Here is a 25071-nt window from a genome sequence, read left to right as displayed (position 1 = left end):
CCGCGCGCCTTGACGAAGGAACGAAGGATTTCCTTTTCCTTGCTCTTCTTGTCCTTGCCGTCCACGCGGAACCAGTTCTGCGCGGCCTTGGACACGAGTTCGGGATAGCTGCCGAAGAGACGATCGCGCGCGCCATGCATGAAATCGGGCAGGCGCTTGTATTTCTTGAGATCCTTCATGACGAAGGAGCTTTCGAGCATCTTCTGGTAGAGGGAGAGGTTCTCGGCGGAGAACTTGTCCTTGCGGGCCTTGATCTGGAAGATGGTTTCCGCGGCGATACGGCCCGTCGTCATGGCGAGGTTCGATCCTTCGCGATGCACGGCGTTCACGAACTGCCCCGCGTCGCCGACGATCAGCCAGCCGTCACCGAAGAGTTGCGGCACGGCGTTGTAGCCGCCTTCAGGGATGAGATGCGCTGCGTATTCCTTCACTTCCGCGCCCGCGATGAGCGGAGCCACCGCCGGATGCTTCTTGAAGGTTTCGAGCAGTTCGTAAGGCGCAAGCCCGGTATGCGCGAAGTCCGAGACGAGGCAGCCGATGCCGATCGAGATGCTTTCCTTGTTGGTGTAAAGGAAGCCCGTGCCGGCCATGCCCCTGGTGATGGTGCCAGCGGCTTCGATGACGACGCCTTCGTCACCCGAGATATTGAAGCGGCTCTCGATCACGTCTGACGGAAGGAAGTGCATTTCCTTCACCGCGAGCGCCACCGTGTCCGGCTTCGGACGCGGACGCAGGCCCGCCTTCGTGCCGAGCACGCCGTTCACGCCTTCGGCCATCACGACCACGTCGGCGAGAATGGTGCCTCCCGCGCGGTCCGTCTTAACGCCGATCACCTTGCCGCCCGAGAAGCAGAGATCGGTGACGGTCGTCTCAAGGATGAGGAGCGCGCCCGCCTCCTGCACCTTCTTCGAGAACCACTTGTCGAACTGCGCACGGATGATCGTGTAGCGGTTCGGCGCTTCCTCGTTGAAGTCGTCGGAGCGGTAATGGACACCCGTGTAGGAGGAGTCGTCCATGTACCAGAGGCGCTGCTCGATCAGATGGCGCTCAAGCGGAGCATCGTCCCGGAAATCCGGGATGATCTTCTCCAGCATGTTCGCGTACATGATCGCGCCCTGCACGTTCTTCGAGCCCGGATATTCGCCGCGCTCGATCTGGAGCACTTTCAGGCCGCGCTTCGCCAGAGTGTAAGCACAGGAATTGCCGGCCGGTCCGGCCCCCACGACGATGACGTCGAATTTTTCTGCGGGCATGCGAGTTCTCCTTCGAAACTTCCGCTCAATCAGCCGACGAGGCGCGAGCGCGTGTTGGGGGCGATCCGCTGACGGACTTCCTTCGCGAGCGCGGGGAGGAAGCGGACGGCGTCGGTAATGATGGCGAGATGCGCGAAGTCCATGATCGGCGCGTTCTTGTCGGTGTTGATCGCGAGGATCAGGTCCGCGCCTTCGACACCCACGCGATGCTGGATCGCGCCGGAGATGCCCGCGGCGATGTAGAGTTTCGGACGAATGGTCTTGCCGGTCTGGCCGATCTGGCGGTCGGCCGGGATCCAGCCGCGCTGCACGAGCGGACGCGAGCCGCCCCAATCCGCGCCGAGAGCCTTCGCGAGATCCCTCACGAGCTGATAATTTTCAGCGCTGCCGAGGCCAAGGCCGCCCGCGACGACCACGTCGGCGTAAGCGAGGTTCGACTTGTTCGAGTCGCGGTCGGGGATGAACTGAAGAAGCTTCGTGACGATTTCGTCCTCGATCATCGTGAATTCATATTCGATGACCGGGCCTGACTTGTCGTCGAGGCGCTCCGGCATAGAGAACACGCGCGGCCGAACGGTCGCCATCTGCGGGCGGAAGTTCAGCGTGTAGATCGTGCAGAGAAGCGAGCCGCCGAAGGTCGGGCGTGTCGCGGCGAGGGAGCCATCGGCGTCGACCGCGAGTTCCGTGCAGTCTGCCGTGAGGCCGGTCGCCAGCGTCGTCGCAACCGAGCCCGCGAGGTCGCGGCCGAGCGTGGTTGCGCCAAGAAGCAGGATTTCCGGTTGGAACTTGTTAACCAGTTCCGTCATGCAGCGGGTGTACGGCTCGTTGCGGTAGTCCGCGAGAACCGGGCTTTCCACGAGATAGGCCACGTCGGCGCCGTAGGCGTAACATTCCTGAACGGCGTTGCGGGTGTCTTCTCCAGCGCCACCAAGCACGACGCCGGCGAGCTGCACGCCGAGCTTGTCGGCGAGCTTGCGGCCTTCGCCCATGAGTTCCCACGAGACGGGATGCACGTGACCGCGCTCAAGCTCGATGAAAACCCAGACGTGCTTGTAGGACCTGAACTTCTCGGGAAGTTCTTTCTTCATTCCGGCGCGGCCGCCAGCTGCTGCGGCGGGCTTCGGGGCGGGTGTCGTCGTCATAACCAAATCTCCGTATTGCGCGCTGCTGGCTTAGCTTTGGGCCATGGCCGTGAGTTCTTTTTCGATGGTCGGCAGGCGGCCGAAGATCTCGTCCAGCGCCTTGCTCGCCATCGCGTCCGGCGCAAGGCCGCCGATGTCGATGATCTTCGCCTTCTCGGCGCGAGCGGCCGGCGCGAACACGCGCTTCACCACGGTCGGCGAGCCCTTGAGGCCGCACTTGCCCATCTCGGCGACGCCAGCCGCGGCGGCGTTCCAGGTCACGATCTCGGCGCGGGCGGCGGCGAGCGCCACATCGATGGAGCCGCGACGAATTTCGTTCGTGCCTTCGAGCATGGTGATGAGGCATGGCAGCTTCGACTTGAGCACCTGCACGCCGCCCTCGGCGCGACGCTCGACGGTGATCGTCTTGCCCTCGAGGTTAACTTCGCTGATGCCCGAAACGTAAGTGAGCTGATGCAGGTCGAGGCGCTTGGCGATGCCGGGACCGACCTGCGCGGTGTCGCCGTCGATGGTCTGCTTGCCGGTGAAGACGATGTCGACCGGCTCGTAGGTCTTGCCGATCTTGATGATGGCCTGCGAAAGCGCATAGCTCGTTGCGAGCGTATCGGAACCGGCGAAGGCGCGGTCGGTGAGGAGCACGGCGCGGTCGACGCCATAAGTCAGCGCGCGGCGCAGGCTGTCCTCGGCCATCGGCGGACCCATCGTCAGCACAGTCACGTTGCCGCCGTGCTTGTCGCGCAGGCGAAGCGCCGCCTCGATGGCGAACAGATCATACGGGTTGATGATGGTCGGCACGCCCTGCCGCATGATGGTGTTCGTCACCGGATGAACGCGAATTTGCGCGCTGTCCGGAACCTGTTTGATGCAAACGACGATATGCATGTATCAACCCTTCCTGCGTGCCGCCTAGCGGCCAATGATGGTTAGTGAATCAAGGGGCACGAAAGCCTTCGGCGCTTCTTCCTTCGGCCGGTCGGGGTGGTGCTCCTGCAAAACCTTGAAGACGCGCTCCTGAAGCGGCGTCGACTTTACAAAATCGTCATAGGCGTGAGCCAGCGTTTCGCGCGCGGCCGCGTAGACATCTTCGTCGGTCGCGCCGGCAAAATCGCGCTGCGCGAGATACTGCCCCATGCGCTTCAGAATATGCAAACGAGCCACCTTGAGGCGATCAGGATCGTAGTCGACCTTGAGATACGCGAAGAAGTCTTCCGCTGAGGGAAGCTTTTCGAGATCCGACAAAACGCTCATTGATGCCAACCTTTCGTTTCCACCGCGCGTCACGATACCGCCTTCAGACGAGACGAGAATGCCGACCGCTTTATGGGACAAACGCCCGTGTTGCCGTCTGCCCGCGCGTCCACGAGGGCGGCGGCGAGCCTCAGCAGGGTGAAAGACGGAATGCAGGCTTTGTGCTTTTCCGCATAGCCCCTGACAGCGGCAAGAAGACGGCGTTCCTCGTCCTCGGTGAGTTGCAAGCCCAGATAAGACAACTCGTGACGCAAACCCGCAAGCCCTGAATGCTTGCCGACGACGAAACGGTGGTTTCGGCCGAGGCGGCGCGGCGACAGCGCCTCGTAGCAGTCCTTGCTCTTGAGGATGCCGTCGACGTGAATGCCGGATTCGTGCGTGAAGACGTCCTTGCCGACGATGGGAGCGGAGCGCGCGATTTCGCGGCCGCTGCACCGGGCCACAAGTTCGCTTAGGTGACCGAGGGCGGGCAGATGGATGCGCGTTGCCTGCGCGAAGAGCGAGTCGAGCGCAACCGCGATCTGTTCGAGGGGGGCATTGCCCGCCCGCTCGCCCAGACCGTTGACGGTCACGCTGGCCGCGCTCGCTCCTGCTTCCAACGCGGCCAGCGTGTTGGCTGTGGCCAGACCGAGATCGTCATGGCCATGAAATTCGATGGGAAGATCCGTGATGCGCTTTACGGCTTCGATGGCGGCACGGATGGAAATCGGGTCGAGCACGCCGAGCGTGTCGGCGAAACGGTAGCGCACCGCTCCGGCCCTTGCCGCCGCTTCGAGAATGGGTTCGAGCGTGTCGCGGGTAGCGCGCGACGAGTCTTCGCCGCCGAAAGCGACTTCAAGACCCTTGGCGCGGGCATAGCCGATGACGTCGGTGACGGCTGCCACCACGCGCGGCAGCGAACCGCCGAATTTTGCGGCAATCTGGAAGCGCGAGACCGGCGCGGACAGGTTCACGATGGAGACGCCGGAAGCGATGGCGTCGTCCACGTCGCCGCGACGCATGCGACACCAAGCAATGACGCGCAACGGCAGGCCAGCCTTCGCGATCCGACGGATTGCCTCCTGCTCGTCGCGGCCCATGGCGGGCGTGCCCGCCTCGATCTCGTCGACGCCGACATCGGCGAGCGCGGCCGCAATCTGCATCTTCTCGGCGGCCGTGAAGGCGACGCCCGGCGTCTGCTCGCCATCCCTCAGCGTCGTGTCGTTAATGGCGACGCGGCCCGAAAGGGTGCGGCGGATGAACAGCGCGTTGTCGTCGCCCGCGGTCCCGTCGCCGTCGTTCATTCCGTTGAGACCGTTTGAGAGGTCGCGCATCCCGCATTCCGCCTGGTAAAACCGCCGCGTCGATCCGCAGCGCGCAACTTGTAAAGCAGGAGACGTGCCAAACGCCTAAGCGGCTGAAATGCGCGGAATAGTTTTAAATCCACGGCGGTGTCGAAAGTCCGACACGTGTCGCACTTGCGACATATCGGGAAAATGAGTTCGGAAAGGTAAAAAATATGCGCCCGGAGGTGAAGCCGGGCGCGGCCGAAAGTCGATCACGCCTCGATCAAATGTCGATGATCGGCGCCTTCTTTTCGGCATAAGGGTGCGAAGTAGAAATCGAACATGAAAGAAGAAGTCGGGAGCCGCGCGGGCGCTATCTGATGCCGGTGATCGACAGGATGGCGTTGACTACGCCGCCCGACGCCCACATCAGATATCGCGCGAAGAAATCGAGATCGAGCCCGGCGCTACGCCCTGCGAACGGCAGGAGGAAGATCAGCGTCAGGATCAGGAGCAGCCCGTAAGGTTCCAGCCCCTCGAAGCGATAGGCGAGGCGGCGCGGCAGAAGCCCGGTCACCACGCGGCCACCATCGAGCGGCGGGATCGGCAGCATGTTGAACACGGCGAGGATTGCGTTGATCAGGATGCTGTTCACAAGGTTCTGTGCGACCCAAGCATTCGCAGGCGACGGCAATTCCCGCGCGACGTAAAAAAGAAGCGCCGACACGACCGCGAGAAAGATGTTCGCGCCGGGGCCCGCAAGCGCCACGATAATCATGTCCCGGCGCGGATTGTTCAGATTGCGGAAATTCACCGGCACCGGCTTCGCCCATCCGAACAGGAACGGCGCGCGCAGCAGAAGCAGCATGGCAGGTATGAGCACAGTTCCGACCGGATCGACGTGCTTGAACGGATTTAGCGTGACACGGCCGAGCATCCATGCGGTGTTGTCGCCAAGACGGCGGGCCGCGAAGCCGTGCGCCGCCTCATGGAGCGTAATCGCGAGCAATAGCGGAACGACCCACGTCGAAACCGTGTAAAGGATCGCGTTCAAATCTCCGCCCATGATTCGTCCCCGCTGCGCTGTCGCCTGCCGCCACTCTCAGGATAAAGTGTTTACGCGGGGTGTCCGGGACAAGCCGTCATTTTTATCGTTCGCGCGGGCGTCGCGTTCACACTCAGCAAAGCGTCTCGCGACGGCCCGGCGCTCTTGTTTTATTATTCAGCGGCGGCTATCGAGCTAACGCTCTCGGCTTCACAGCCGTGTCAAAACGGCTCCGCATTATCAGTCGATGCGGACCGGGGAAAAAAGGGACCATGACCGAAACGAAGTCGCAAACAGAATTGAGAGTGCGCGCCGCTGAAAGCGACGAACGCGAAAATGCGCAGGAACGGATCGTGGAGCTTCGTGAGCAGATTCTCGCGCATCTCATTTCCAAGACGGGGCGGGACCGCTCGTCCGCCAGCACGCGAGACTGGTTCCTGGCAACCGCGCTCACCGTGCGCGACCGCATCGTGGAGCGCTGGATCGACTCGAAGCAGGAGAGCTTCGATCAGGGCCAGCGTCGGGTCTATTATCTCTCGCTGGAGTTTCTCATCGGCCGCCTGCTGATGGACTCCCTCAACAATCTCGGCCTCACGGCCTCCGTGCGCGAGGCGCTGTCCGGCCTCGACGTCGACCTCGAAGAACTGCGCGAGATCGAGCCGGACGCGGCACTCGGCAATGGCGGCCTCGGGCGCCTCGCAGCGTGCTTCATGGAAAGCATGGCGACGCTCTCGGTCGCGGCATATGGCTACGGCATCCGCTACGATCACGGCCTGTTCCGGCAGGCAATCAAGGATGGCTGGCAGCATGAATATCCCGAGGACTGGCTCGCCTTCGGCAATCCGTGGGAGTTCCCGCGGCCCGAAATCGAATATGAGATCGGCTTCGGCGGCTCTGTAGAGGCCAAGGCAGACGGTCGCGCCGCGCAGATCTGGAAGCCGAACGAGATCGTTGAGGCGGTCGCCTATGACACGCCCGTGGCGGGCTGGCGCGGCGCTTCGGTGAACACGCTCCGCCTGTGGCGGTCGCGCGCGCCCGATCCGCTCCGTCTCGACGTGTTCAACGCGGGCGATTACGTGGCGGCGCAGGCCGACCAGGTGCGCGCGGAAAGCATCTCGAAAGTGCTCTACCCGAGCGACTCGACGCCAGCCGGGCTGGAGCTTCGGCTCCGGCAGGAATATTTCTTCGCGGCGGCCTCGCTGAAAGACCTGATCCGCCGCCACCTCGCCCAGCATGGCGACATCACGACCCTTGCTGAAAAGAACGCCATCCAGCTCAACGACACGCATCCCGCGATCGCCATCGCAGAGATGATGCGCTTGCTCGTCGACGTGTACGCGCTCGAATGGGACGAAGCGTGGCGCATCACGCAGCAGACATTCTCCTACACCAATCACACGCTTCTGCCGGAGGCGCTCGAAAGCTGGGCCGTTCCGCTGATGGAGCGGCTGCTCCCGCGTCACATGCAGATCATCTACCTGATCAACGCGCTGCATCTCGACCGCCTGCGGTCGGCGGGGCACCATGATTGGGGGCTTCTCTCCAGCGTGTCGCTAATCGACGAACACTCCGGCCGGCGCGTGCGTATGGGCACCCTCGCCTTCCTCGGCTCGCACAAGGTCAACGGCGTATCGCAGCTTCACACCGACCTCATGAAGGAAACGGTGTTCCGCGACCTCCACAGCCTTTATCCCGACCGCATCGTGAACAAGACGAACGGCATCACCTTCCGCCGTTGGCTGTTCGAAGCCAATCCCGGCCTGACACGCCTCATTTCAGAAACGATAGGCCCCGCCTTCCTCGACGACCCGGAAGCGCTGCGAAAGCTCGAAGCCGTCGCCGCTGACAAGGAGTTTCAGGCGCGCGCCATGAGCGTGAAGCAGAAGAACAAGGAGGCGCTTGCGAAGATCATCACCGACCGCCTCCTCATCAAGGTGGACCCGGACGCGTTGTTCGACGTGCACGTGAAGCGCATCCACGAGTACAAGCGCCAGCTTCTGAACGTGCTGGAGACCATCGCCTGCTACAACGACATCCGTGCCCATCCCACCAAGGATTTCGTGCCGCGTGTGAAGATCTTCGCGGGCAAGGCGGCGGCGAGCTACCATCAGGCGAAGCTCATCATCAAGATGATCCACGATGTCGGCCGCGTCATCAACAACGACCCGTCCGTTCGCGGGCTGCTCAAGGTGGTGTTCCTTCCGAATTTCTGCGTGAGCCTCGCCGAGCGGATCATTCCGGCCGCTGACCTGTCAGAACAAATCTCGACAGCCGGCATGGAGGCGTCGGGCACCGGCAACATGAAGTTCGCGTTGAACGGCGCGCTCACCATCGGCACGCTCGACGGCGCGAATGTCGAACTCCGCGAGCGCGTGGGCGACGAGAACATCTTCATCTTCGGCCTCACCGCCGAGGAGGTGCAGAACCATCGCGCTCAGGGAATCGACGCGCGAGAGACGATCGCCCGTTCGCCGGTGCTTAAGGATGTGCTCGACTCCCTCGCGTCGGGTGTGTTCTCTCACGACGACCGGGACCGCTACAAACAACTGGTGGATATCCTCACCTACCATGATCATTTCATGGTGACTGCGGATTTCGACGCCTATTGTGAGGCGCAACGGCTGGCAGATATTCGCTGGCGAGACCGCAAATCGTGGTGGCGTTCGAGTATCCTGAACACCGCGCGCGTCGGTTGGTTCTCCTCCGACAGGACCATCGCGGAATATGCGGAAGATATCTGGCGGGTTCCCGTCCGTACCGTCAGCAAAAGCTAGAAGCGGATCCGATCAGGTTGACCGACCTGATCGGTGAATCCGTCTCTCAACCTAAAAGAAGAGACCACTTTACCGGCCAGAATTGCGATGCAATCGGATCGGAACGGGCTCCAAGGGTGATATTGTGACCGAAGCCAGCTGGCGTGTGCGAGAAGAGGACGTTTCGAAGATCGCGTCCGCCACGCATGGCGATCCCTTCTCCGTGCTAGGCCTGCATCGCGCGGGCAACGGAATGGCGATTCGCGCTTTCGTGCCGGGCGTCGAGCGTCTCGGGGCCATCCTCGAAAGCGGTGTGACCGTCCCGCTGGAGCGGCGCGGCTTCGGCGACTTCTTCGAGGCCTTCGTTCCGGGAGTGGCGGAGCGCTTTCGCTATCGGCTCCGCGCTGTGATCGCCGGCCACGCGTTGGACTTTCAGGATCCTTACGAGTTCGGCCCTGTGCTCGGCCCGATGGACGATTACCTCCTCGTGGAAGGCACGCACAAGCGGCTCTACGAGCGGCTTGGCTCACATCCGATCCATCATGAGGGCGCTGACGGTGTGCTGTTCGCGGTCTGGGCGCCGCATGCACGCCGCGTCTCGGTCGTCGGCGATTTCAACCAGTGGGACGGCCGCCGCCACACGATGCGCAAGCGCGTCGACAGCGGCATCTGGGAGCTGTTCGCGCCCGGCATCGGCGAGGGCACCGTCTACAAATACGAGATCATCGGCGTGAACGGCGATCTTCAGCCGCTCAAGGCCGATCCGTTCGGCTTCTCCGGCGAACTGCGCCCATCCACCGCCTCCGTCGTCGCGCGCACCGACGGCCATGAATGGGGCGACGAAGCGCATATGGCCTGGCGGCCGACGGTCGAAGCCCGCCGCGGGCCGATGTCGATCCTTGAGGTGCACGCGAGTTCGTGGCGGCGCAAATGGGACGGCGGCTTCCTGTCCTACGACGAGCTTGCGGACCAGCTCATTCCCTACGCCGTGGACATGGGCTTCACGCATATCGAGCTTATGCCGATTTCGGAGCATCCGCTCGACGCTTCTTGGGGATACCAGCCTATCGGGCTTTTCGCACCGACCCGCCGCTTCGGCGACCCGGCGGGCTTCCAGCGCTTCGTCGACGGCGCGCACCGGGTTGGCCTCGGCGTGATCCTCGACTGGGTGCCCGCGCATTTCCCGACCGACGAGCACGGGCTTGCAAAGTTCGACGGCACGGCGCTCTACGAGCATCCCGATCCGCGCCGGGGCTTCCACCCCGACTGGAACACGGCGATCTACGATTTCGGCCGCGCCGAAGTCGCCAGCATGCTCGTCTCCAACGCGATATACTGGCTCGACCGCTACCATATCGACGGCCTGCGCGTGGATGCGGTGGCGTCCATGCTCTATCTCGACTACTCGCGGAAAGCGGGCGAATGGCTGCCGAACCCGGATGGCACCAACCAGAACCACGACGCCGTGCGGTTCCTGCAAGACGCGAATGCAAGCGTCTACGGCGCCTATCCCGGCATCGCGACCATCGCCGAGGAATCGACCTCTTGGCCCGGCGTGTCGCAGCCGACAAGCGCGGGCGGCCTCGGCTTCGGCTTCAAGTGGAACATGGGCTGGATGAACGACACGCTGTCGTACATCGCGCTCGATCCGGTCTACCGGAAATATCACCATCACAAGCTCACCTTCGGGCTGCTCTACGCCTTCTCCGAAAACTTCATCCTACCGATCAGCCACGACGAGGTGGTTCACGGCAAGGGCTCCGTGCTCGGCAAGATGCCCGGCGACGATTGGCAAAAATTTGCCAATGTTCGCGGCTATTACGGGTTCATGTGGGGCTATCCGGGCAAGAAACTTCTCTTCATGGGGCAGGAATTCGCGCAGCGGGCCGAGTGGAATTTCGACGCGGGGCTGGACTGGTGGTCGCTCGACCATGCGTCGCATCGCGGCGTGCAGTCGCTGGTCCGCGATCTGAACCGCCTCCATCGCGAGAAGCCCGCGCTCCATGCGCGCGACTGCGAGCCGGAGGGCTTCCAGTGGATCGTGGTCGACGACGAGGCGCAATCCGTTTTCGCGTGGTTGCGTTATGGCGGACCCGGCGCGAAGCCGGTGTTGGTCGCGTCCAACTTCACGCCGGAACCGCGCTATAATTATCGCATCGGGCTGCCCTTCGCCGGGCGCTGGCGCGAAATTCTCAACACGGATGCGCCGGAGTATGGCGGTGCGGGTATTGGCAATTTTGGCGAAGTCCACGCTTCGATGCAGGAGAGCCACGGTTTGCCGGCATCGGCGGAAATCACCCTGCCACCGCTCGCAACTGTTTATTTCGAACATGACTCGGTTTAGACCCGAATTGTGTGCATCGTTCAAAAGACTGTGATGGTTCTCCTTCACTTTCGAAGGGATCGGTAAGCGCCACAGCGCACTGTTTCGGGAATGGTTCCGGAACTTCCCCGCCGCTCGCGTCGAGGCGTCAGCCGAATTAACACGAGTGCAGTTCTGTTTTCATGCCACCTTGGGTTATGGCAGGCAGAAGCTCGACTCGGAGGACACAATGAGACCGGTTGGAAGCTCCCCTCTTGCACGTCACGCGATGGCCTATGTCCTCGCGGGTGGACGTGGCAGCCGCCTGTTGGAATTGACCGACCGGCGCGCGAAACCCGCCGTCTATTTCGGCGGAAAGTCGCGAATCGTGGATTTTGCGCTGTCCAATGCCTATAATTCCGGCATCCGTCACATGGCGGTGGCGACACAGTACAAGGCGCACAGCCTGATCCGCCATCTGCAACGCGGCTGGAATTTCCTGCGCCCGATTAGGAACGAAAGCTTCGACATCCTGCCAGCAAGCCAGCGCGTCTCCGAGTCGCTCTGGTATCTCGGGACCGCCGACGCCGTTTATCAGAACATCGATATCATCGAAGACTACGGCACCAAATATATCGTCGTCCTCGCCGGCGACCACGTCTACAAGATGGACTATGAGTTCATGCTCCAGCAGCATGTCGATCAGAACGCGGACGTGACCGTGGGCTGCATCGAAGTGCCTGTCGCCGAGGCCAGCAGCTTCGGCGTAATGCATGTCGACGAGACGGACCAGATCATTTCATTCGTCGAAAAGCCCGCCGATCCGCCGACGATGCCCGGCAACGCGGACATCTCGCTCGCAAGCATGGGCATCTATGTTTTCGAACAGAAATTCCTCTTCGACCTGCTGCGTCGCGACGCCGCCGACCCGAATTCGAGCCACGATTTCGGCAAGGATCTCATTCCATACATCGTGAAGAACGGCAAAGCCGTTGCCCACAGCTTCAACCGCTCCTGCGTGCGGTCGGAAACCGAGCCCGGCGCCTACTGGCGCGACGTCGGCACCGTTGACGCCTACTGGCAGGCCAATATCGACCTGACGCATGTGGTTCCCGATCTCGACATCTACGATCAGAACTGGCCGATCTGGACCTATAACGAAGTCACGCCGCCAGCCAAATTCGTGCATGACGAAGACGGGCGTCGCGGCTCCGCGATCTCCTCGCTCGTCTCCGGCGGCTGTATCGTGTCCGGCGCGACGATCCGCAACACGCTCCTTTCAACCGGCTCGCGCATCAACTCATTCTCCAAGGTCGAAAACGCGGTCATCCTGCCTTATGTGCAGGTCGCGCGCTCCTGTCGCCTTCGCAATGTCGTCATCGACGCCAATGTAAAAATACCTGAGGGGCTTGTCGTCGGCGAAGATCCGGAAGAAGATGCGCTGCGCTTCCGCCGGACCGAACGCGGCATCTGCCTCATCACCCAGCCCATGATCGACAGGTTGGAAGCGTGAGCCGTCTCAAGGTCCTATCCGCCGCTTCGGAGCTTTATCCGCTCGTGAAAACGGGCGGTCTCGCCGATGTCACCGGCGCGCTACCCGGCGCGCTCTCCGGCCTCGAAATCGACGTGCGCTCGCTCGTTCCCGGCTATCCGTCGGTTATCAGCGCGCTCGAAGGCGGCGAGACGGCCCTTTCGATCCCCGACCTGTTCGGCGGCCCGGCGCGCGTGCTCGCTGCGACCGCTGGCGCGCTCGACCTTTTCGTGCTCGACGCGCCGCATCTCTACGACCGCCCCGGCAATCCCTACACGCAGCCCGACGGCACGGACTGGCCCGACAACGCGTTCCGCTTTGCCGCGCTCGCCAAGACCGCCGCGCTGATCGCCGAGGGCGCGATCCCCGCCTTCCAGCCCGACATCCTGCATGTGCACGATTGGCAGGCAGCTCTTGCGCCCGCCTATCTGCGGTACGGCGGCAAGGGCGGCGCGGCCACGGTCGTCACCGTCCATAATCTCGCCTTTCAGGGCCAGTTTCCGGCCGAATTGCTCGGGCCGCTCGGCTTCCCGCCCGAGGCCTTTTCCATCGGCGGCGTCGAACATTACGGCATGATCGGCTTCCTCAAGGCCGCCCTGCGCCTCTCGGACCGCATCACCACCGTCTCGCCTTCCTATGCGCAGGAGATCCAGCGGACAGAGACAGGCATGGGCTTCGATGGCCTGTTGCGCGAGCGCGCCGCCCGTCTCTCCGGCATCCTGAACGGCATCGACACCGGCGTGTGGAACCCGTCCGCGGACCCGCGCATCGCCGCCAAGTATAGCGCAGAAACCTTCGACGCGCGGGCGAAGAATAAAACGACGCTTCAGGAAATCTTCGGCCTCGACGCCGAACCGGGCGCGCTGGTGGTTGGCGTGGTTAGTCGCTTGTCTTGGCAGAAAGGGCTCGACATCCTCGCCGAAGCGCTGCCGGTGCTTCTTGGCGAAGGCATGCAGCTTGCGCTTCTCGGCGCGGGCGATGCGGACCTGGAAGCACGTTTTCGCGTGGCAGCGGAGGCAAACCCCGGCCGCGTCGGCGTGCGGATCGGCTATGACGAAGCGGTCGCGCATCGCATTCAGGCAGGATCGGACGCGCTCGCTGTGCCGTCGCGCTTCGAGCCGTGCGGCCTGACGCAGCTTTGCGCGCTGCGCTATGGCGCGGTTCCGCTCGTGGCACGTGTCGGCGGCCTCGCGGACACCATCATCGATTCCAACGAAATGGCGCTCGCGGCGGGTGTGGCGACGGGCATCATGTTCCATCCCGGCACGCGCGAAAGCCTCGAACTCGCGCTCAGCAAGGCGGCTGCCCTGTTCCGCGACCGCGACACGTGGCGGCGGCTTCAACTCAACGGGCTGGCGACGGACGTTTCGTGGCGCGCGCCCGCAAAACGCTACGCCCTGCTCTATCGCGAGCTTGTCGCGGAGCGCTCGACGGCATCGGGCGCGACGGCGTGACGGCCATCCGCGTCGGCGATGGCTCGCCCGAGCCGCTTGGCTTGACGCTCGACGGACGTGGCGCGAACGTCGCCGTGTTCTCCGCGCATGCGACCGCAATCGAACTTTGCCTGTTCGATGCGGCAGGCGAGCGCGAGGTGGAGCGGATCCGCCTGCCCGCCCGCACGGGGGATGTATGGCACGGCCGCATCGAGGGGATCGGCGCGGGGACGCGCTACGGGGTTCGCGCACACGGGCCATACGATCCTGCGAACGGCCATCGCTTCAACCCAGCAAAGCTTCTTGTCGATCCGTATGCGCTGGCGCTCGACCGCCCGCTCAAACTTCATCCCTCGATGTTCGGCTATCGGCCCGGCACCGACGACCTCACGCGCGACGACACCGACAGCGCATCCGCGATGCCGAAGGCTATCGCGCTCAACCTTTCGCATGAGCCGCGCGATGCGCGCGCCTTCGCGGCGACCGGCGCGCCCGCTATCCTCTACGAACTGCACGTCAGGGGCTACACGAAGCGCAACCCGCACGTGCCGGAACCCGTGCGCGGCACCTTCGCCGGGCTCGCCGACCCCGCCGCCATCGAGCACCTTGTTAAGCTCGGCGTGACGGCAGTCGAGCTTCTGCCGTGCGCGGCGTGGATCGACGAGCGACACCTGGCACCAGCGGGCCTCACGAATTATTGGGGCTACAACCCCATCGCCTTCATGGCCCCGGACCCGCGCCTTGCGCCCGGCGGCTGGGCCGAAGTGCGCGCGGCGACGGATGCGCTGCACGCGGCGGGCATCGAGATCATCGTGGATGTGGTGTTCAACCACACGGGCGAAGGCGACGAACTCGGCCCGACGGTAAGCTTTCGCGGCCTCGACAATGCAAACTATTACCGGCTTCGCGCCGACGATTCGCGCTTCTACGTGAACGACGCGGGCTGCGGCAACATTCTCGCGGCCGACCGTCCCGCCGTGCTGCGCCTCATCATGGACAGCTTGCGCGCCTGGGCAACGCTCGGCGGCGTGGATGGCTTCCGCTTCGATCTCGCGACCACGCTCGCGCGCCGCGAGACTGGCTTCGACCCCGAAGCGCCGCTACTCGCCGCCATCGCGCAAGATCCGGTCCTGCGCCGCCTGCGCCTCATCGCGGAGCCGTGGGACATCGGTCCCGGCGGCTATCAGGTCGGCGAGTTCCCGGCGAATTGGAGCGAGTGGAACGACAAGTTTCGCGATGGCGTGCGCCGCTTCTGGCGCGGCGACAGCGGGCTTGCGTCGGAAATGGCGACGCGGTTTTCCGGCTCGCAGGACGTATTCTACAAGCGCCGCCCCTCCGCGAGCGTGAACTTTGTCACAGCCCACGACGGCTTCACGCTAGCCGACCTCGTCAGCCACGAGCGCAAGCACAACGCGGCCAACGGCGAGCAGAACCGCGACGGCACGAACGACAATCTGTCGTGGAATAATGGAGCCGAGGGCGCGACCGACGACGCCACAATCCTCGCGGCGCGGCGGCGCGATGAACGCGCGCTGCTGGCGACGCTCCTGTTCGCACGCGGCACGCCGATGCTCGTCATGGGTGCGGAAACCGGCCAAACGCAGCACGGCAACAACAACGCCTACGCTCAAGACAGTGAAACCGCGTGGCTCGACTGGGCCGGGGCCGACGCGGCGCTGACGGCGTTCACGGCGCGTGCGATTGCGCTGCGGGCGGCGCATCCGGCGCTGTGGCGCGACCGTTTCCTGTCAGGCGAACTGCAAGACGCAAGCGGCGTTCCCGACGTGCAATGGCTGTCGCCGTCGGGCGCGCTGATGCAGGCTGAAGACTGGACGCGCGGCGACCTTCACACTGTGATCGCTGCGCTCTACGCTACGCACGCCGACGACCGCGCGGCGGATCGCGTTCTGGTCGCGCTTCATGCCGGGTGGGACGCGCTGCGAATTGCGTTGCCGGAACCGCGCGAGGGCTTCGCGTGGCGCAGCGTGCTCGATAGTTCGGACGCAACCGGCGAGCCGCGAAGCGCATCGGCGGATGGGGTCGCCGAAATCGCGCCGCGCTCGGTTGTGATCCTGACAGAGGAACGCGAAACGGGCGAGCGGACGAAGCGCCGCAGCGCCGATCCGGAGCTTCTCGATCACCTGGCGCGGGCGGCGGGCATCGCGCCGGACTGGTACGACATCACCGGCGAACGCCATGTCGTGCCGGACGACACGAAGCGCGCGCTGCTCTCCGACATGGGCTTTCCCGCTGAAACGAGCGGCGAGGCGCGGGCGAGCCTCGGCCGCCTCGCGGATGAGCGCGTCCGCCGCAAGCTGCCATTTTCGCTTGTCGCGCGCGAAGGCGAGGCGGCGACGCTTCGCATCGCAACCGATGACCACCGCGCACCTCGCTGGCTGATCGTCGGGCGCGAGGACGGCGGCGAGGATGCCGTCGCGCTTGAAGTGGCCGCGTCCGAAACGATCACCGCGCCGGATGGCCGCCGCATCGACACGATCCGCGCCTCCCTGCCCTCGCTCGCGCCCGGCCGCTACACGCTTCGCCTTGAAACCCACTCCGACGCCGCGTGCCGCCTGACGGTTGCGCCGCGCCGCTGCTATCTGCCCGAGCGCCTCCGGGATGGCGGAAAGGCGACCGGCCTCGCCGCGCAGCTTTATTCGCTCCGTCGCGACGGCGATCAGGGCATCGGCGATTTCACGACGCTCGGCCGGATCGCCGGGGACACCGCGCACGCGGGCTATGCCACGCTTGGGCTGAACCCGCTGCACGCGCTGTTTCCCGGCGATCGCGAGCGCGCCAGCCCATATTACCCGTCCGACCGACGCTTCCTCGATCCGCTTTATATCGATGTCTCAACGGTCGAAGGTGCCCGCACGCGCGCTGCATTCGCACAGCATGTCGCCGCCTTCGCCACGCTTTCATGCACGCCAACTGTCGATTACGCGGGCGTCTGGCACGCCAAGCGCGCCGTTCTTGAGGCGGCGTTCGCGGATTTCGAGGCGGCGGGCGACAAGACGAGTTTCAACGCCTTTGTCGCAGCGGGCGGCACGGCGCTCGCAGGCTTCGCACTGTTCGAGGCAATCGGCGAGACGCGCCCCGGCGAACCGTGGCCCGCATGGCCCGACGCGCTTCGCAACCGCGATCCGTCCGCGCTTGCGTCCTTCGCAGCGGAGCATGCGCCGCGCGTCCGCTTCCATCAATGGACGCAGTGGGTCGCCGAGACGCAGCTCAATGAAGCCGCGCGGCGCGGCGCTGAAGCCGGGCTGTGGCTCGGCTTTTATCGAGACCTCGCCGTGGGCGCTGCACCGGACGGCGCGGAAGCCTGGGCGAACGCGGATCAGATGCTGAAGCGCGCAGCCATCGGCGCACCGCCCGATCCGCTGGCCGAGGGCGGCCAGAACTGGGGTCTTCGGCCGCCGAACCCGCTCGCCTGGACGCGCAACGGCTACGACGTATTCCGCGGCGTCATCGCGGCGAACATGCGCCACTCGGGCGCGCTTCGCATCGACCACGCGATGGGCCTCGCGCGCCTTTTTGTAATCCCCGAGGGCGCGAGCGGACGCGACGGCGCGTATATCGGATTTCCCGTCGACGATCTCATCGGCGAACTCGCGCTGGAAAGCCAGCGCGCGCGCTGCGTCGTCATCGGCGAAGACCTCGGCACCGTGCCTTGGGGCTTTCGCGAGACGATGGAAGCGGCGGACGTGTTGAGCTATCGCGTGTTCTGGTTCGAGCGCGACGGCGAAGGTTTCGCCCCGCCACGCACCTACCCTGCGAAGTCCGTCGCGTGCATCTCGACGCACGATTTGCCGACGCTGAAAGGCTGGTGGGAGGGCGTGGACATCCGCGAGAAGGAAGCGCTCGGCCTCATCGCGGCGGAAGAGGCGGCGGCGGCACGCGACCGGCGCTCGAACGACAAGGCCGCACTCATCGCGCTTCTTGCGGCGGAAGGCATCGCGTTCGATGCATCGCCGGATGCGCCATTCGATCCCGCTCTGACGGACGCCGCGCATCGCCTCGTCGGCACCGCGTCCTCGCTTATCGCCATCGAGCAGATCGACGACCTCGCGGGCGAGACGACCGCCGTCAACCTCCCCGGCACCGACCGCGAGCGCCCGAACTGGCGGCGCAAGCTCTCCGCGATGCCCGCGCTGGGCAAGCGGCGTTAGGCTCACGCCGAACGTGACAGCGCGATGACAGGGGCGTTACAGCCCCGGTTTCGCCGTCAGAGACTTTGCGGTGACTTTTACGTTATCGCGACACCCGAACCAATTGCTTCAGGGCAGCAGCAAGAATAGTTTGCTACATTCGCGATCGACGCGCGATTTGCGATCCCAGGGAGCTTGGCCTTGAGCATAGAACCGCAAACGGAAAAGTCCGACTTTCCCAATCCTCATGAGGCCCGTTTTCATCTGATCGGGGCGGGTATCTCCTCTCTCGCGGCCGCGGCTTTTCTCATTCGCGATGGCAAGATCGCCGGACGCAACATCACCATCTACGGCGACCAGCCGAGGCCCGGCGGCAGCCTCGATCAGGCGGGCTCCGTGGAAACGGGGTATGTCGCGCGCGGCAGTCGCGTGCTCGAACCGCATTATGTCTGTACGTTCGATCTGTTTTCGACCATTCCTGCGCTCGACGGTTCGCGCTCGGTCACGCAGGACATTTTCGCCTGCAACGAGGCGCTGAAAACGAACGCGCATGCCCGCATCGTGCGCGGCGGCAAGAAGGTCGATTCGCCCGCATTCGGCCTCAGCGAAGAACATCGACTCGCCATCATCAACATCGCGCTGAGCCCCGAAAGCGTGCTCGGATCGAGCGCCGTCAAGGATCACTTCGACGAGGCGTTCTTCTCGACCGGCTTCTGGACGCTCTGGGCCACGACCTTCGCTTTCCAGCCCTGGCACAGCGCGGTCGAGATGAAGCGCTATCTGATGCGCTTCGTACACATGATGCCGGGCTTCAGCCGCCTTCAGGGCTTCATGCGCACGCCCTATAACCAGTATGACACCATGGTGCGGCCGCTCGCGCGCTGGCTCGAACAACGGGGCGTGCGCTACAAGACCGGCGCGGCCGTCACCGACATCCGCTTCGAGCGCATGGAGGACGCGCAACGCCCCGCCTCCCTCATTCTGGAAAGGGACGGCGCGGTCGAAGAGGTCAAGCTCGACTCGAACGACTACACCATCGTTACGCTCGGCTCGATGATCGACTCAGCGTCCACCGGCGCGATGGACCGGGCCGCACCGTTCGAGCCGAACCGGCGGGGCGCGGCGTGGCGGCTGTGGGAAAAGATCGCCGAGGGCCGTGCGGAATTCGGCAAGCCAGCGGCGTTCGACAACCGCGTCGACCAGTCGAAATGGGTGTCCTTCACGGGCACGATGCGCGATCCGGCCTTCTTCCGGTTGGTGAAGGACTTCACCGGCAACGTGCCGGGCGAAGGCGGGCTCATCACCTTCGCCGACTCCGGCTGGCTGCTTTCGATCACCCTGCCCCAGCAGCCGCACTTCATCGGCCAACCCGATGGCGTCGAGGTGTTCTGGGGCTACGGGCTTACCGTCGACCGCCCGGGCAATTTCGTGAAGAAGCCCATGGCGGAGTGTACCGGCCGCGAGATCATGATGGAGGTGCTGGGCCATCTCAAGGCCGAGGACAAGGCCGCGCAGGTTCTCGACAACGCCATCGTCATTCCGCGCACCATGCCCTACATCATGGCGGAGTTCCTGACGCGCGCGCCGGGCGACCGGCCGCATGTGATGCCTAAGGGCTGGTGGAACCTCGCCTTCGCCGGGCAGTTCTGCGAGCTTTCCGACGATACCGTGTTCACGGTGGAATATTCCGTGCGCTCGGCACAGACGGCGGTTTACTCGCTGCTTCAGCTCGATAAGGCACCGCCGCCCGTCTACAAGGGCCATCATAATCCGGTCGTGCTCTACAAGGCGTTCATGGCGCTGATGAACTGAACGCGGCTACGGAGAGCGAGATCGCTTCTGACGGAGTGTCGCTCCAGCGCGCCGGCTTCAAAGGCGCCCCAACGGACGGGTCCGGCGGCTTCCGTCGCATTCAAGGTCCGCAAGGCGCGCTCTGGAAGTAGCAGTGTTGGAGCGGCTCATGACTTTGAGATCGGCAACGCCGCTCGCCACAAAAGGAGCCGATTTAAACTCGCCGCTCCAACTACCGCAAGACCGGCCGCCATTTGCGCGTCATGCTCTGGTGGCTGACACCGCCGCCTCATAGACCTCCGACTTGAACCCGACGAGCGTCTTCTTGCCGAGGTCGAGCACCGGCCGCTTTATGATCGACGGATTTGCCAGCATCAGCGCGATGGCCTTTTCCTCGTCGATATTTTCGCGATCCGCCTCGGGCAGGTTGCGAAACGTCGTGCCCGCGCGGTTTAGCAGCGCTTCCCAGCCGTGCTCCTTCACGAAGCGGCGCAACAGCGACTCGTCCGCCCCTGCCGTCTTGTAGTCGTGGAAGGTGTAAGCCACGCCGCGGTCTTCAAGCCAGATCCGCGCCTTCTTCACGGTGGAGCAATTCTTGATGCCGTACATGCTTATGGTCACTTCGCCTCCCCCTGCCCTTGTGCCCGCGCGTGAAACACGATGGCAGCGGCGTTCGAGATGTTGAGGCTCTTGATCGGGCCGGGCGCGGAAAGCGCCGCAATCGCGTCGCAGCCCTCGCGCACGAGCCGCCGCAGTCCCTTGTCCTCCGCGCCGAAGACGAACGCCACGCGCCGGCCGCCCGCCAGCGCCGCGTCAAACCGCTGCGCGCCCTCGGAATCGAAGCCGATGCAAAGAAAGTCGCGCTCCTTCAGCTTTTCGAGCACGCGCGCCAAATTCACCACCTCGATCACCGGAACATGCTCCAGCCCGCCGGACGCCGACTTCGCGAGCGCTCCGGTCAGCGGCGGCGAGTGTCGGTCCTGCACGATCAGCGCGCCGATGCCGAACGCTGCCGCAGAGCGGAGCACCGCGCCGACATTGTGCGGGTCCGTGACCTGATCGAGGATGACGACGGCGGCGGGCGCATCGCCAAGCGCGTCGAGAAAATCGTCGAGGCCGGGCTGGGCCAGCGGTTCGACCTGAAGCACCGCGCCCTGATGCACCGCGCCCGGTCCGGTCAGCGCGTCGAGGTCGGCGGGCAGCGCGAGCGTCGCGGCGATCTCTCGCGCGTCGATGAGGGGGCGCAAGCGGGCGGCGGCATTTTCGGTCAGCCATGCGTGACGAACGCGCCGCTTCGGGTTCGCGAGCGCCGCCTCCACGGAATGCAGGCCGTAAAGCGTTTCTCCGGCCGCGAGCTTCGCGAAGCTTTCGCCAGCGGATTTCGGTCGCCGGGCGCTTTTCCGCGAATCGCCGAAACGGGAGAAAGCCCAGGCTTCCTGCTTCGGCGCGCCGTCGCGCGGACCGGTGTCTGCGTCCTTCGCTCCAGCGGCGCGGCCTTGCTTTCTCGATTCATCGTGACGCGGTTTCGAGGGTTTTACGATGCGCGTCATGAATGCGTCCTCTTCGACAGAAGCTCTTGCAGTTTCGGAACCGCGTTTATAAGCCCGCTCGTCGCGAAAGGATAATCGAGAGGCGCCCACCGAAAGGCATCGACCTCGCTTTCATCGATGCGCACGTCGCGGCCCAACGGCTCGAACAGATATTGGAAATCGTAATGCCAGTGCTCGCGCTGGTCGCGGTCCGGGCGTGCGCGAATGATGTGCGCGTCGATGTTGAACGGGACGCGGCCCGGAAACAGCGGCGACGGCGCAACGCCAAGGCCCGTTTCTTCCAGCACCTCGCGCCTTGCCGCATCGTAAATCGACGCGTCACCGCTTTCGACATGGCCGCCCGGCTGGAGAAACCGCGCCGATTTCTTGTGAAAGATCAGCAGCAGGGCGCTGCCGTCGAAGACGAGACCGCTTGCTGTGACATGACCGGCGGGATTCGACCTGAGGATATCGTGGGAGTTGCGCGCAAGGAAATCCCGCACGCTATCGACCGCCTCGCCGGGAAAGATCCGGTTGTATTCGGCAAGCGCGGCCGTCGCGTCGGCGTGGAGCATCGCGTCTGCCCTCACTCTTCGAGAAGGTCGAGGATCTGCCCGCGAATCCGGCTCTTGGTCGCTTCGTCCGTCACCTTCTGCTTGCCCGGCCCGGTCACGTAGAACACGTCCACCGCCTTCTCGCCGAAGGTCGCGATATGCGCCGACGCGATGTCGAGGCTCAAATCGTCGAAGCAGCGCGCGAGATCGTAGAGAAGGCCGGGACGATCCAGCGCATGCACCTCGATCACGGTCGTTTCCTGCGATGCCGTATTGTCGATCACGATGTCCGGCGGCACGGTGAACGCGTCCACCTTCGGCTTCAGGCGAAGCGAGCGGACCTTCGCTTCATCCAGCGCCCGCGCGCCGGAGACGACATCCGTGATGGAGCGCCCGATCTTCTGGCACTGCGAGATTTCTTCATGATCGTCGACGAACTTGCGCTGGAACAGCAACGTGTCGAGCGCCAGCCCGTCGCGCGTCGTCCCGATCTGGGCAGACGCGATGCTCGCTCCCGAGGCGGCGCAGGCACCCGCGCTTTGCAGCAGAAGGCGCGGATGGTCGCCCGTGACAAAGGTCAGTTCCGGGATCGGTCGGACGATGTCGCAGCACCGCACATCGTAGACGAGCGGCGCGGCTTCCGTCTCGTAGCGGCGGATCAGGCTCGCATGCAGGATCTGCCGTTCAAGGTCCGTGCGCACCCAATAGTCGGGCTCGTGCCGCTCGATGAAGCGGTCCACATCGGCGGCGGGCCAGTCGCGCAAGACCTCGCGGAGCCGGGCCTTGGCCGCGGCGATGCGCGCCTGACGCGGCACGCGCGTATGGCCGCCTGCGAGCAGCGGCTCGGTATCGTAATAAAGCTGGCGCAGGAGCTGGCCCTTCCAGCCGTTCCAGACGCCGGGGCCGACGGCGCGAATGTCCGCCACGGTGAGCAGCAAAAGCAGCTTCAGCCGCTCGGGGCTCTGGACGAAGTCGGCGAAGTTGCGGATCGTCTGCGGGTCGGAGATATCGCGGCTTTGCGCCGTCTGGCTCATGAAGAGATGATATTTGACGAGCCAGGCGGCGGTTTCCGCTTCGGCCGCCGACAGGCCGAGGCGCAGCGCGACCGAGCGCGCCAACTCTGCGCCGACGATGGAATGATCGCCCTCGACCGCCTTCGCCACGTCATGCATGAGGAGCGCCACATAAAGCGCGTTGCGGTTCTGGATGTCGTTGATGATTTCGGTCGAGAGCGGAAGCTCCTTGCCGAATTCGCCCTTCTCGATCCGCGACAGAATGCCGATCGCCTGAAGGGTGTGCTCGTCGACCGTGAAGTGGTGATACATGTTGAACTGCATCATCGCCACGCAGCGGCCAAACTCCGGGATGAAGCGGCCGAGCACGCCTGACTCGTTCATGTAGCGGAGCGAGGTTTCCGGCGCTTCCCGCGAGGTGAGGAGATCGAGGAAAAGCCGGTTCGCTTCCCTGTTGCGGCGGAAGTCGTCATCGATGAGCTTCAGTGACGCGCGGATAAGGCGCAGCGCCTCGGGGTGCATCAGCAGATTTTCCCGCTCGGCCTCGATGAAGAAGCGGATCAGGTTCAGCGGGTCTTTTCGGAAGACGTCCGGCTGCTTTACGTTCAGACGCTTGTTGTCGAGGCGGAAATCGGTGGTCGCCGCGATCTTGGCCTGCGGGCTCCACGGCAGCGCGCCGACGAAATCGCTCAGCGTGGGCACGCTCTTCAACTGCCGCAGTTCGAGGCTCGAACAGACGGTTCGCGTGAGGTCGCCGACGTCCTTGGCGATGAGGAAGTAGTGCTTCATGAATCGCTCGACGGCGAGCAGGCCGCGACGTTCATGATAGCGGAGCCGCTGCGCCATGTCCGGCTGCACGTCGAAGGAAAGCCGCTCCTCCGCCTTTCCGGTGAGAAAATGCAGGTGGCAACGCACCGTCCAGAGGAAGCCTTCGCAGTGGTTGAAGGTGGCAACCTCGCTATGCGTGAAGATCGCGTTTTCCGCCTTCTGGCCGTTGCGCGCCGGGTTGAGGTACACCGCGAGCCAGTGCAGCACGTTCAGGTCGCGAAGCCCGCCCTTGCCTTCCTTGATGTTCGGCTCGACGCGATAGCGCGACTGACCCGCGCGCTTCAGGCGCTCCTCGCGCTCGGCAAGCTTAGCCGCGATGAACTCCCGCTTCGTGCCGCCGACGACGCCGTTGATGAAGCGCGTCCACATTTCCTGAAACAGCGCGTCCTCGCCGTGGATGAGCCGCGCGTCGAGCAGCGCCGTGCGGATCGTCATATCGGATTGCGCGGCTTTCAGCGTCTGGTCGACAGTGCGCGTGGCGTGGCCGACCTTGTAGCCGAGATCCCACAGGAAATAGAGCACGGACTCCACGATGCTCTCGCCCCACGCGGTCTGCTTGTACGGCAGCAGGAACAGGAGATCGACGTCCGACTTCGGGGCCATCAGCCCGCGCCCATACCCGCCTGTGGCGACGAGCGCCATGTGCTCGGCGGCGGTGGGGTTTCGCGCGCGATAGAGGTGCTTCGTTGAGAAATCGTAGATGAGCTTGATGAGTTCGTCCTGGAACAGCGCGAGCGCCGCCGCGCAGGTCCGACCGTCGCCCGTGCGCATCAAGAGCGCCTCGGCCTCGGCTTGCGCCGTCGCCTTCAGTTCCTTCAGGCGGCGCACCACGCGCGGGCGCATCTGCGCGGGATTGTCGGCGCTTTCCTTCCAATAGGACGAAAGCTCCTCGCGCAACTCGGCGGGATCGAAAAAGGGCGGCGGGGTGGTGATGATCTGGTCCATCGGAGCGACTTCACGTTTGCGCCCACCTTACAACGGTTCGCCGCTCCGGCCTATGGTCGCGTTGGGTGAAGCGGGAGAGCGTCGGACGGATCCCGCCCGACGCGAAGTTTAAAACCCGATGCGCCGCAGGTCGAGCGTATGCGGGAAGCTAGGGTTCGGCCCCGGATTATAAGGCTGCGTCGTGCCCGGCGTGTGCCCGTAAAGCTCGAACCGCGCGAGGCGACGCGTCTCGGCTTCCAGCGCGTTGACCGGGAAGCTGTCATGCGCGCGGCCGCCCGGATGCGCGACGTG

Annotated in this window: 17 protein-coding genes; 6 read left to right on the top strand and 11 right to left on the bottom strand. The window is 64.3% G+C overall.

Annotated elements, in window-relative coordinates; all coding sequences use genetic code 11:
• The 6 genes from T281_RS08765 to T281_RS08740 form a co-directional block, all read right to left on the bottom strand.
• The coding region (locus T281_RS08765) for an FAD-dependent oxidoreductase (protein WP_037237331.1) at positions 1-1253 on the bottom strand (1253 nt) is incomplete at its 3' end.
• Positions 1254-1282: 29 nt separating this feature from the next.
• Positions 1283-2395: an electron transfer flavoprotein subunit alpha/FixB family protein gene (locus tag T281_RS08760; RefSeq protein WP_037237330.1), complete on the bottom strand. Its 1113-nt coding sequence runs from the start codon at positions 2393-2395 to the stop codon at positions 1283-1285.
• A 30-nt stretch (positions 2396-2425) separates the two neighbouring features.
• Positions 2426-3277 (bottom strand): electron transfer flavoprotein subunit beta/FixA family protein, encoded by an 852-nt coding sequence (locus tag T281_RS08755; protein WP_013418800.1) that lies wholly within the window; start codon positions 3275-3277, stop codon positions 2426-2428.
• Between the two features lie 24 nt (positions 3278-3301).
• Positions 3302-3643 carry a nitrogenase stabilizing/protective protein NifW gene (gene nifW / locus T281_RS08750; RefSeq protein ID WP_052037283.1) on the bottom strand — a complete coding sequence of 114 codons (342 nt, stop codon included), beginning with the start codon at positions 3641-3643 and terminating at the stop codon, positions 3302-3304.
• Positions 3644-3672: 29 nt separating this feature from the next.
• Positions 3673-4956 (bottom strand): homocitrate synthase, encoded by a 1284-nt coding sequence (gene nifV / locus T281_RS08745; RefSeq protein ID WP_052037282.1) that lies wholly within the window; start codon positions 4954-4956, stop codon positions 3673-3675.
• Positions 4957-5281: 325 nt separating this feature from the next.
• A complete protein-coding gene (locus T281_RS08740) occupies positions 5282-5974 on the bottom strand; it encodes a site-2 protease family protein (RefSeq protein ID WP_037237326.1) in 693 nt (230 codons plus the stop codon).
• Between the two features lie 251 nt (positions 5975-6225).
• On the opposite strand from T281_RS08740, the gene T281_RS08735 reads away from it, so the two are divergent.
• The 6 genes from T281_RS08735 to T281_RS08710 all read left to right on the top strand — a co-directional run bounded on the left by T281_RS08735 (position 6226) and on the right by T281_RS08710 (position 19932).
• On the top strand, positions 6226-8727 hold the full coding sequence (locus tag T281_RS08735; protein WP_199502295.1) for a glycogen/starch/alpha-glucan phosphorylase: 2502 nt from the start codon (positions 6226-6228) through the stop codon (positions 8725-8727).
• A 124-nt stretch (positions 8728-8851) separates the two neighbouring features.
• On the top strand, positions 8852-11050 hold the full coding sequence (gene glgB / locus T281_RS08730; RefSeq protein WP_037237322.1) for a 1,4-alpha-glucan branching protein GlgB: 2199 nt from the start codon (positions 8852-8854) through the stop codon (positions 11048-11050).
• A gap of 208 nt (positions 11051-11258) precedes the next feature.
• Positions 11259-12521, top strand: coding sequence for a glucose-1-phosphate adenylyltransferase (gene glgC / locus T281_RS08725; protein WP_037237335.1), 1263 nt, complete (start codon positions 11259-11261; stop codon positions 12519-12521).
• Positions 12518-13993, top strand: a complete 1476-nt coding sequence (gene glgA / locus T281_RS08720; protein WP_037237319.1) for a glycogen synthase GlgA — start codon at positions 12518-12520, stop codon at positions 13991-13993. The genes glgC and glgA overlap by 4 nt, the downstream gene beginning before the upstream one ends.
• Entirely contained in the window at positions 13990-18141 is a 4152-nt protein-coding gene (glgX, locus tag T281_RS08715) for a glycogen debranching protein GlgX (protein WP_037237334.1), read from the top strand. The genes glgA and glgX overlap by 4 nt, the downstream gene beginning before the upstream one ends.
• A 180-nt stretch (positions 18142-18321) precedes the next feature.
• Positions 18322-19932, top strand: coding sequence for an oleate hydratase (locus T281_RS08710; RefSeq protein ID WP_037237333.1), 1611 nt, complete (start codon positions 18322-18324; stop codon positions 19930-19932).
• 240 nt (positions 19933-20172) lie between these two features.
• Here the strand turns inward: T281_RS08710 and T281_RS08705 are convergent, their stop codons facing one another.
• From T281_RS08705 to T281_RS08685, 5 genes are all read right to left on the bottom strand, one after another.
• Positions 20173-20532 (bottom strand): ArsC family reductase, encoded by a 360-nt coding sequence (locus T281_RS08705; RefSeq protein ID WP_037237316.1) that lies wholly within the window; start codon positions 20530-20532, stop codon positions 20173-20175.
• Positions 20529-21461 (bottom strand): 23S rRNA (guanosine(2251)-2'-O)-methyltransferase RlmB, encoded by a 933-nt coding sequence (gene rlmB / locus T281_RS08700; RefSeq protein WP_037237313.1) that lies wholly within the window; start codon positions 21459-21461, stop codon positions 20529-20531. The genes T281_RS08705 and rlmB overlap by 4 nt, the downstream gene beginning before the upstream one ends.
• Positions 21458-22015, bottom strand: coding sequence for an NUDIX hydrolase (locus T281_RS08695; protein ID WP_052037281.1), 558 nt, complete (start codon positions 22013-22015; stop codon positions 21458-21460). Before T281_RS08695 ends, rlmB begins: the two co-directional genes overlap by 4 nt.
• 11 nt (positions 22016-22026) lie before the next feature.
• A complete protein-coding gene (locus tag T281_RS08690) occupies positions 22027-24780 on the bottom strand; it encodes a [protein-PII] uridylyltransferase (protein ID WP_037237311.1) in 2754 nt (917 codons plus the stop codon).
• Between the two features lie 108 nt (positions 24781-24888).
• Positions 24889-25071: transglutaminase family protein (locus tag T281_RS08685; RefSeq protein ID WP_037237308.1), on the bottom strand; the 183-nt coding region annotated here is incomplete at its 5' end.

This window comes from Rhodomicrobium udaipurense JA643 (genome assembly GCF_000636015.1).
Lineage (GTDB): Bacteria > Pseudomonadota > Alphaproteobacteria > Rhizobiales > Rhodomicrobiaceae > Rhodomicrobium > Rhodomicrobium udaipurense.
Note: the sequence above shows the minus strand (reverse complement) of the source record. Positions and strands in the feature narration are given on the sequence as shown.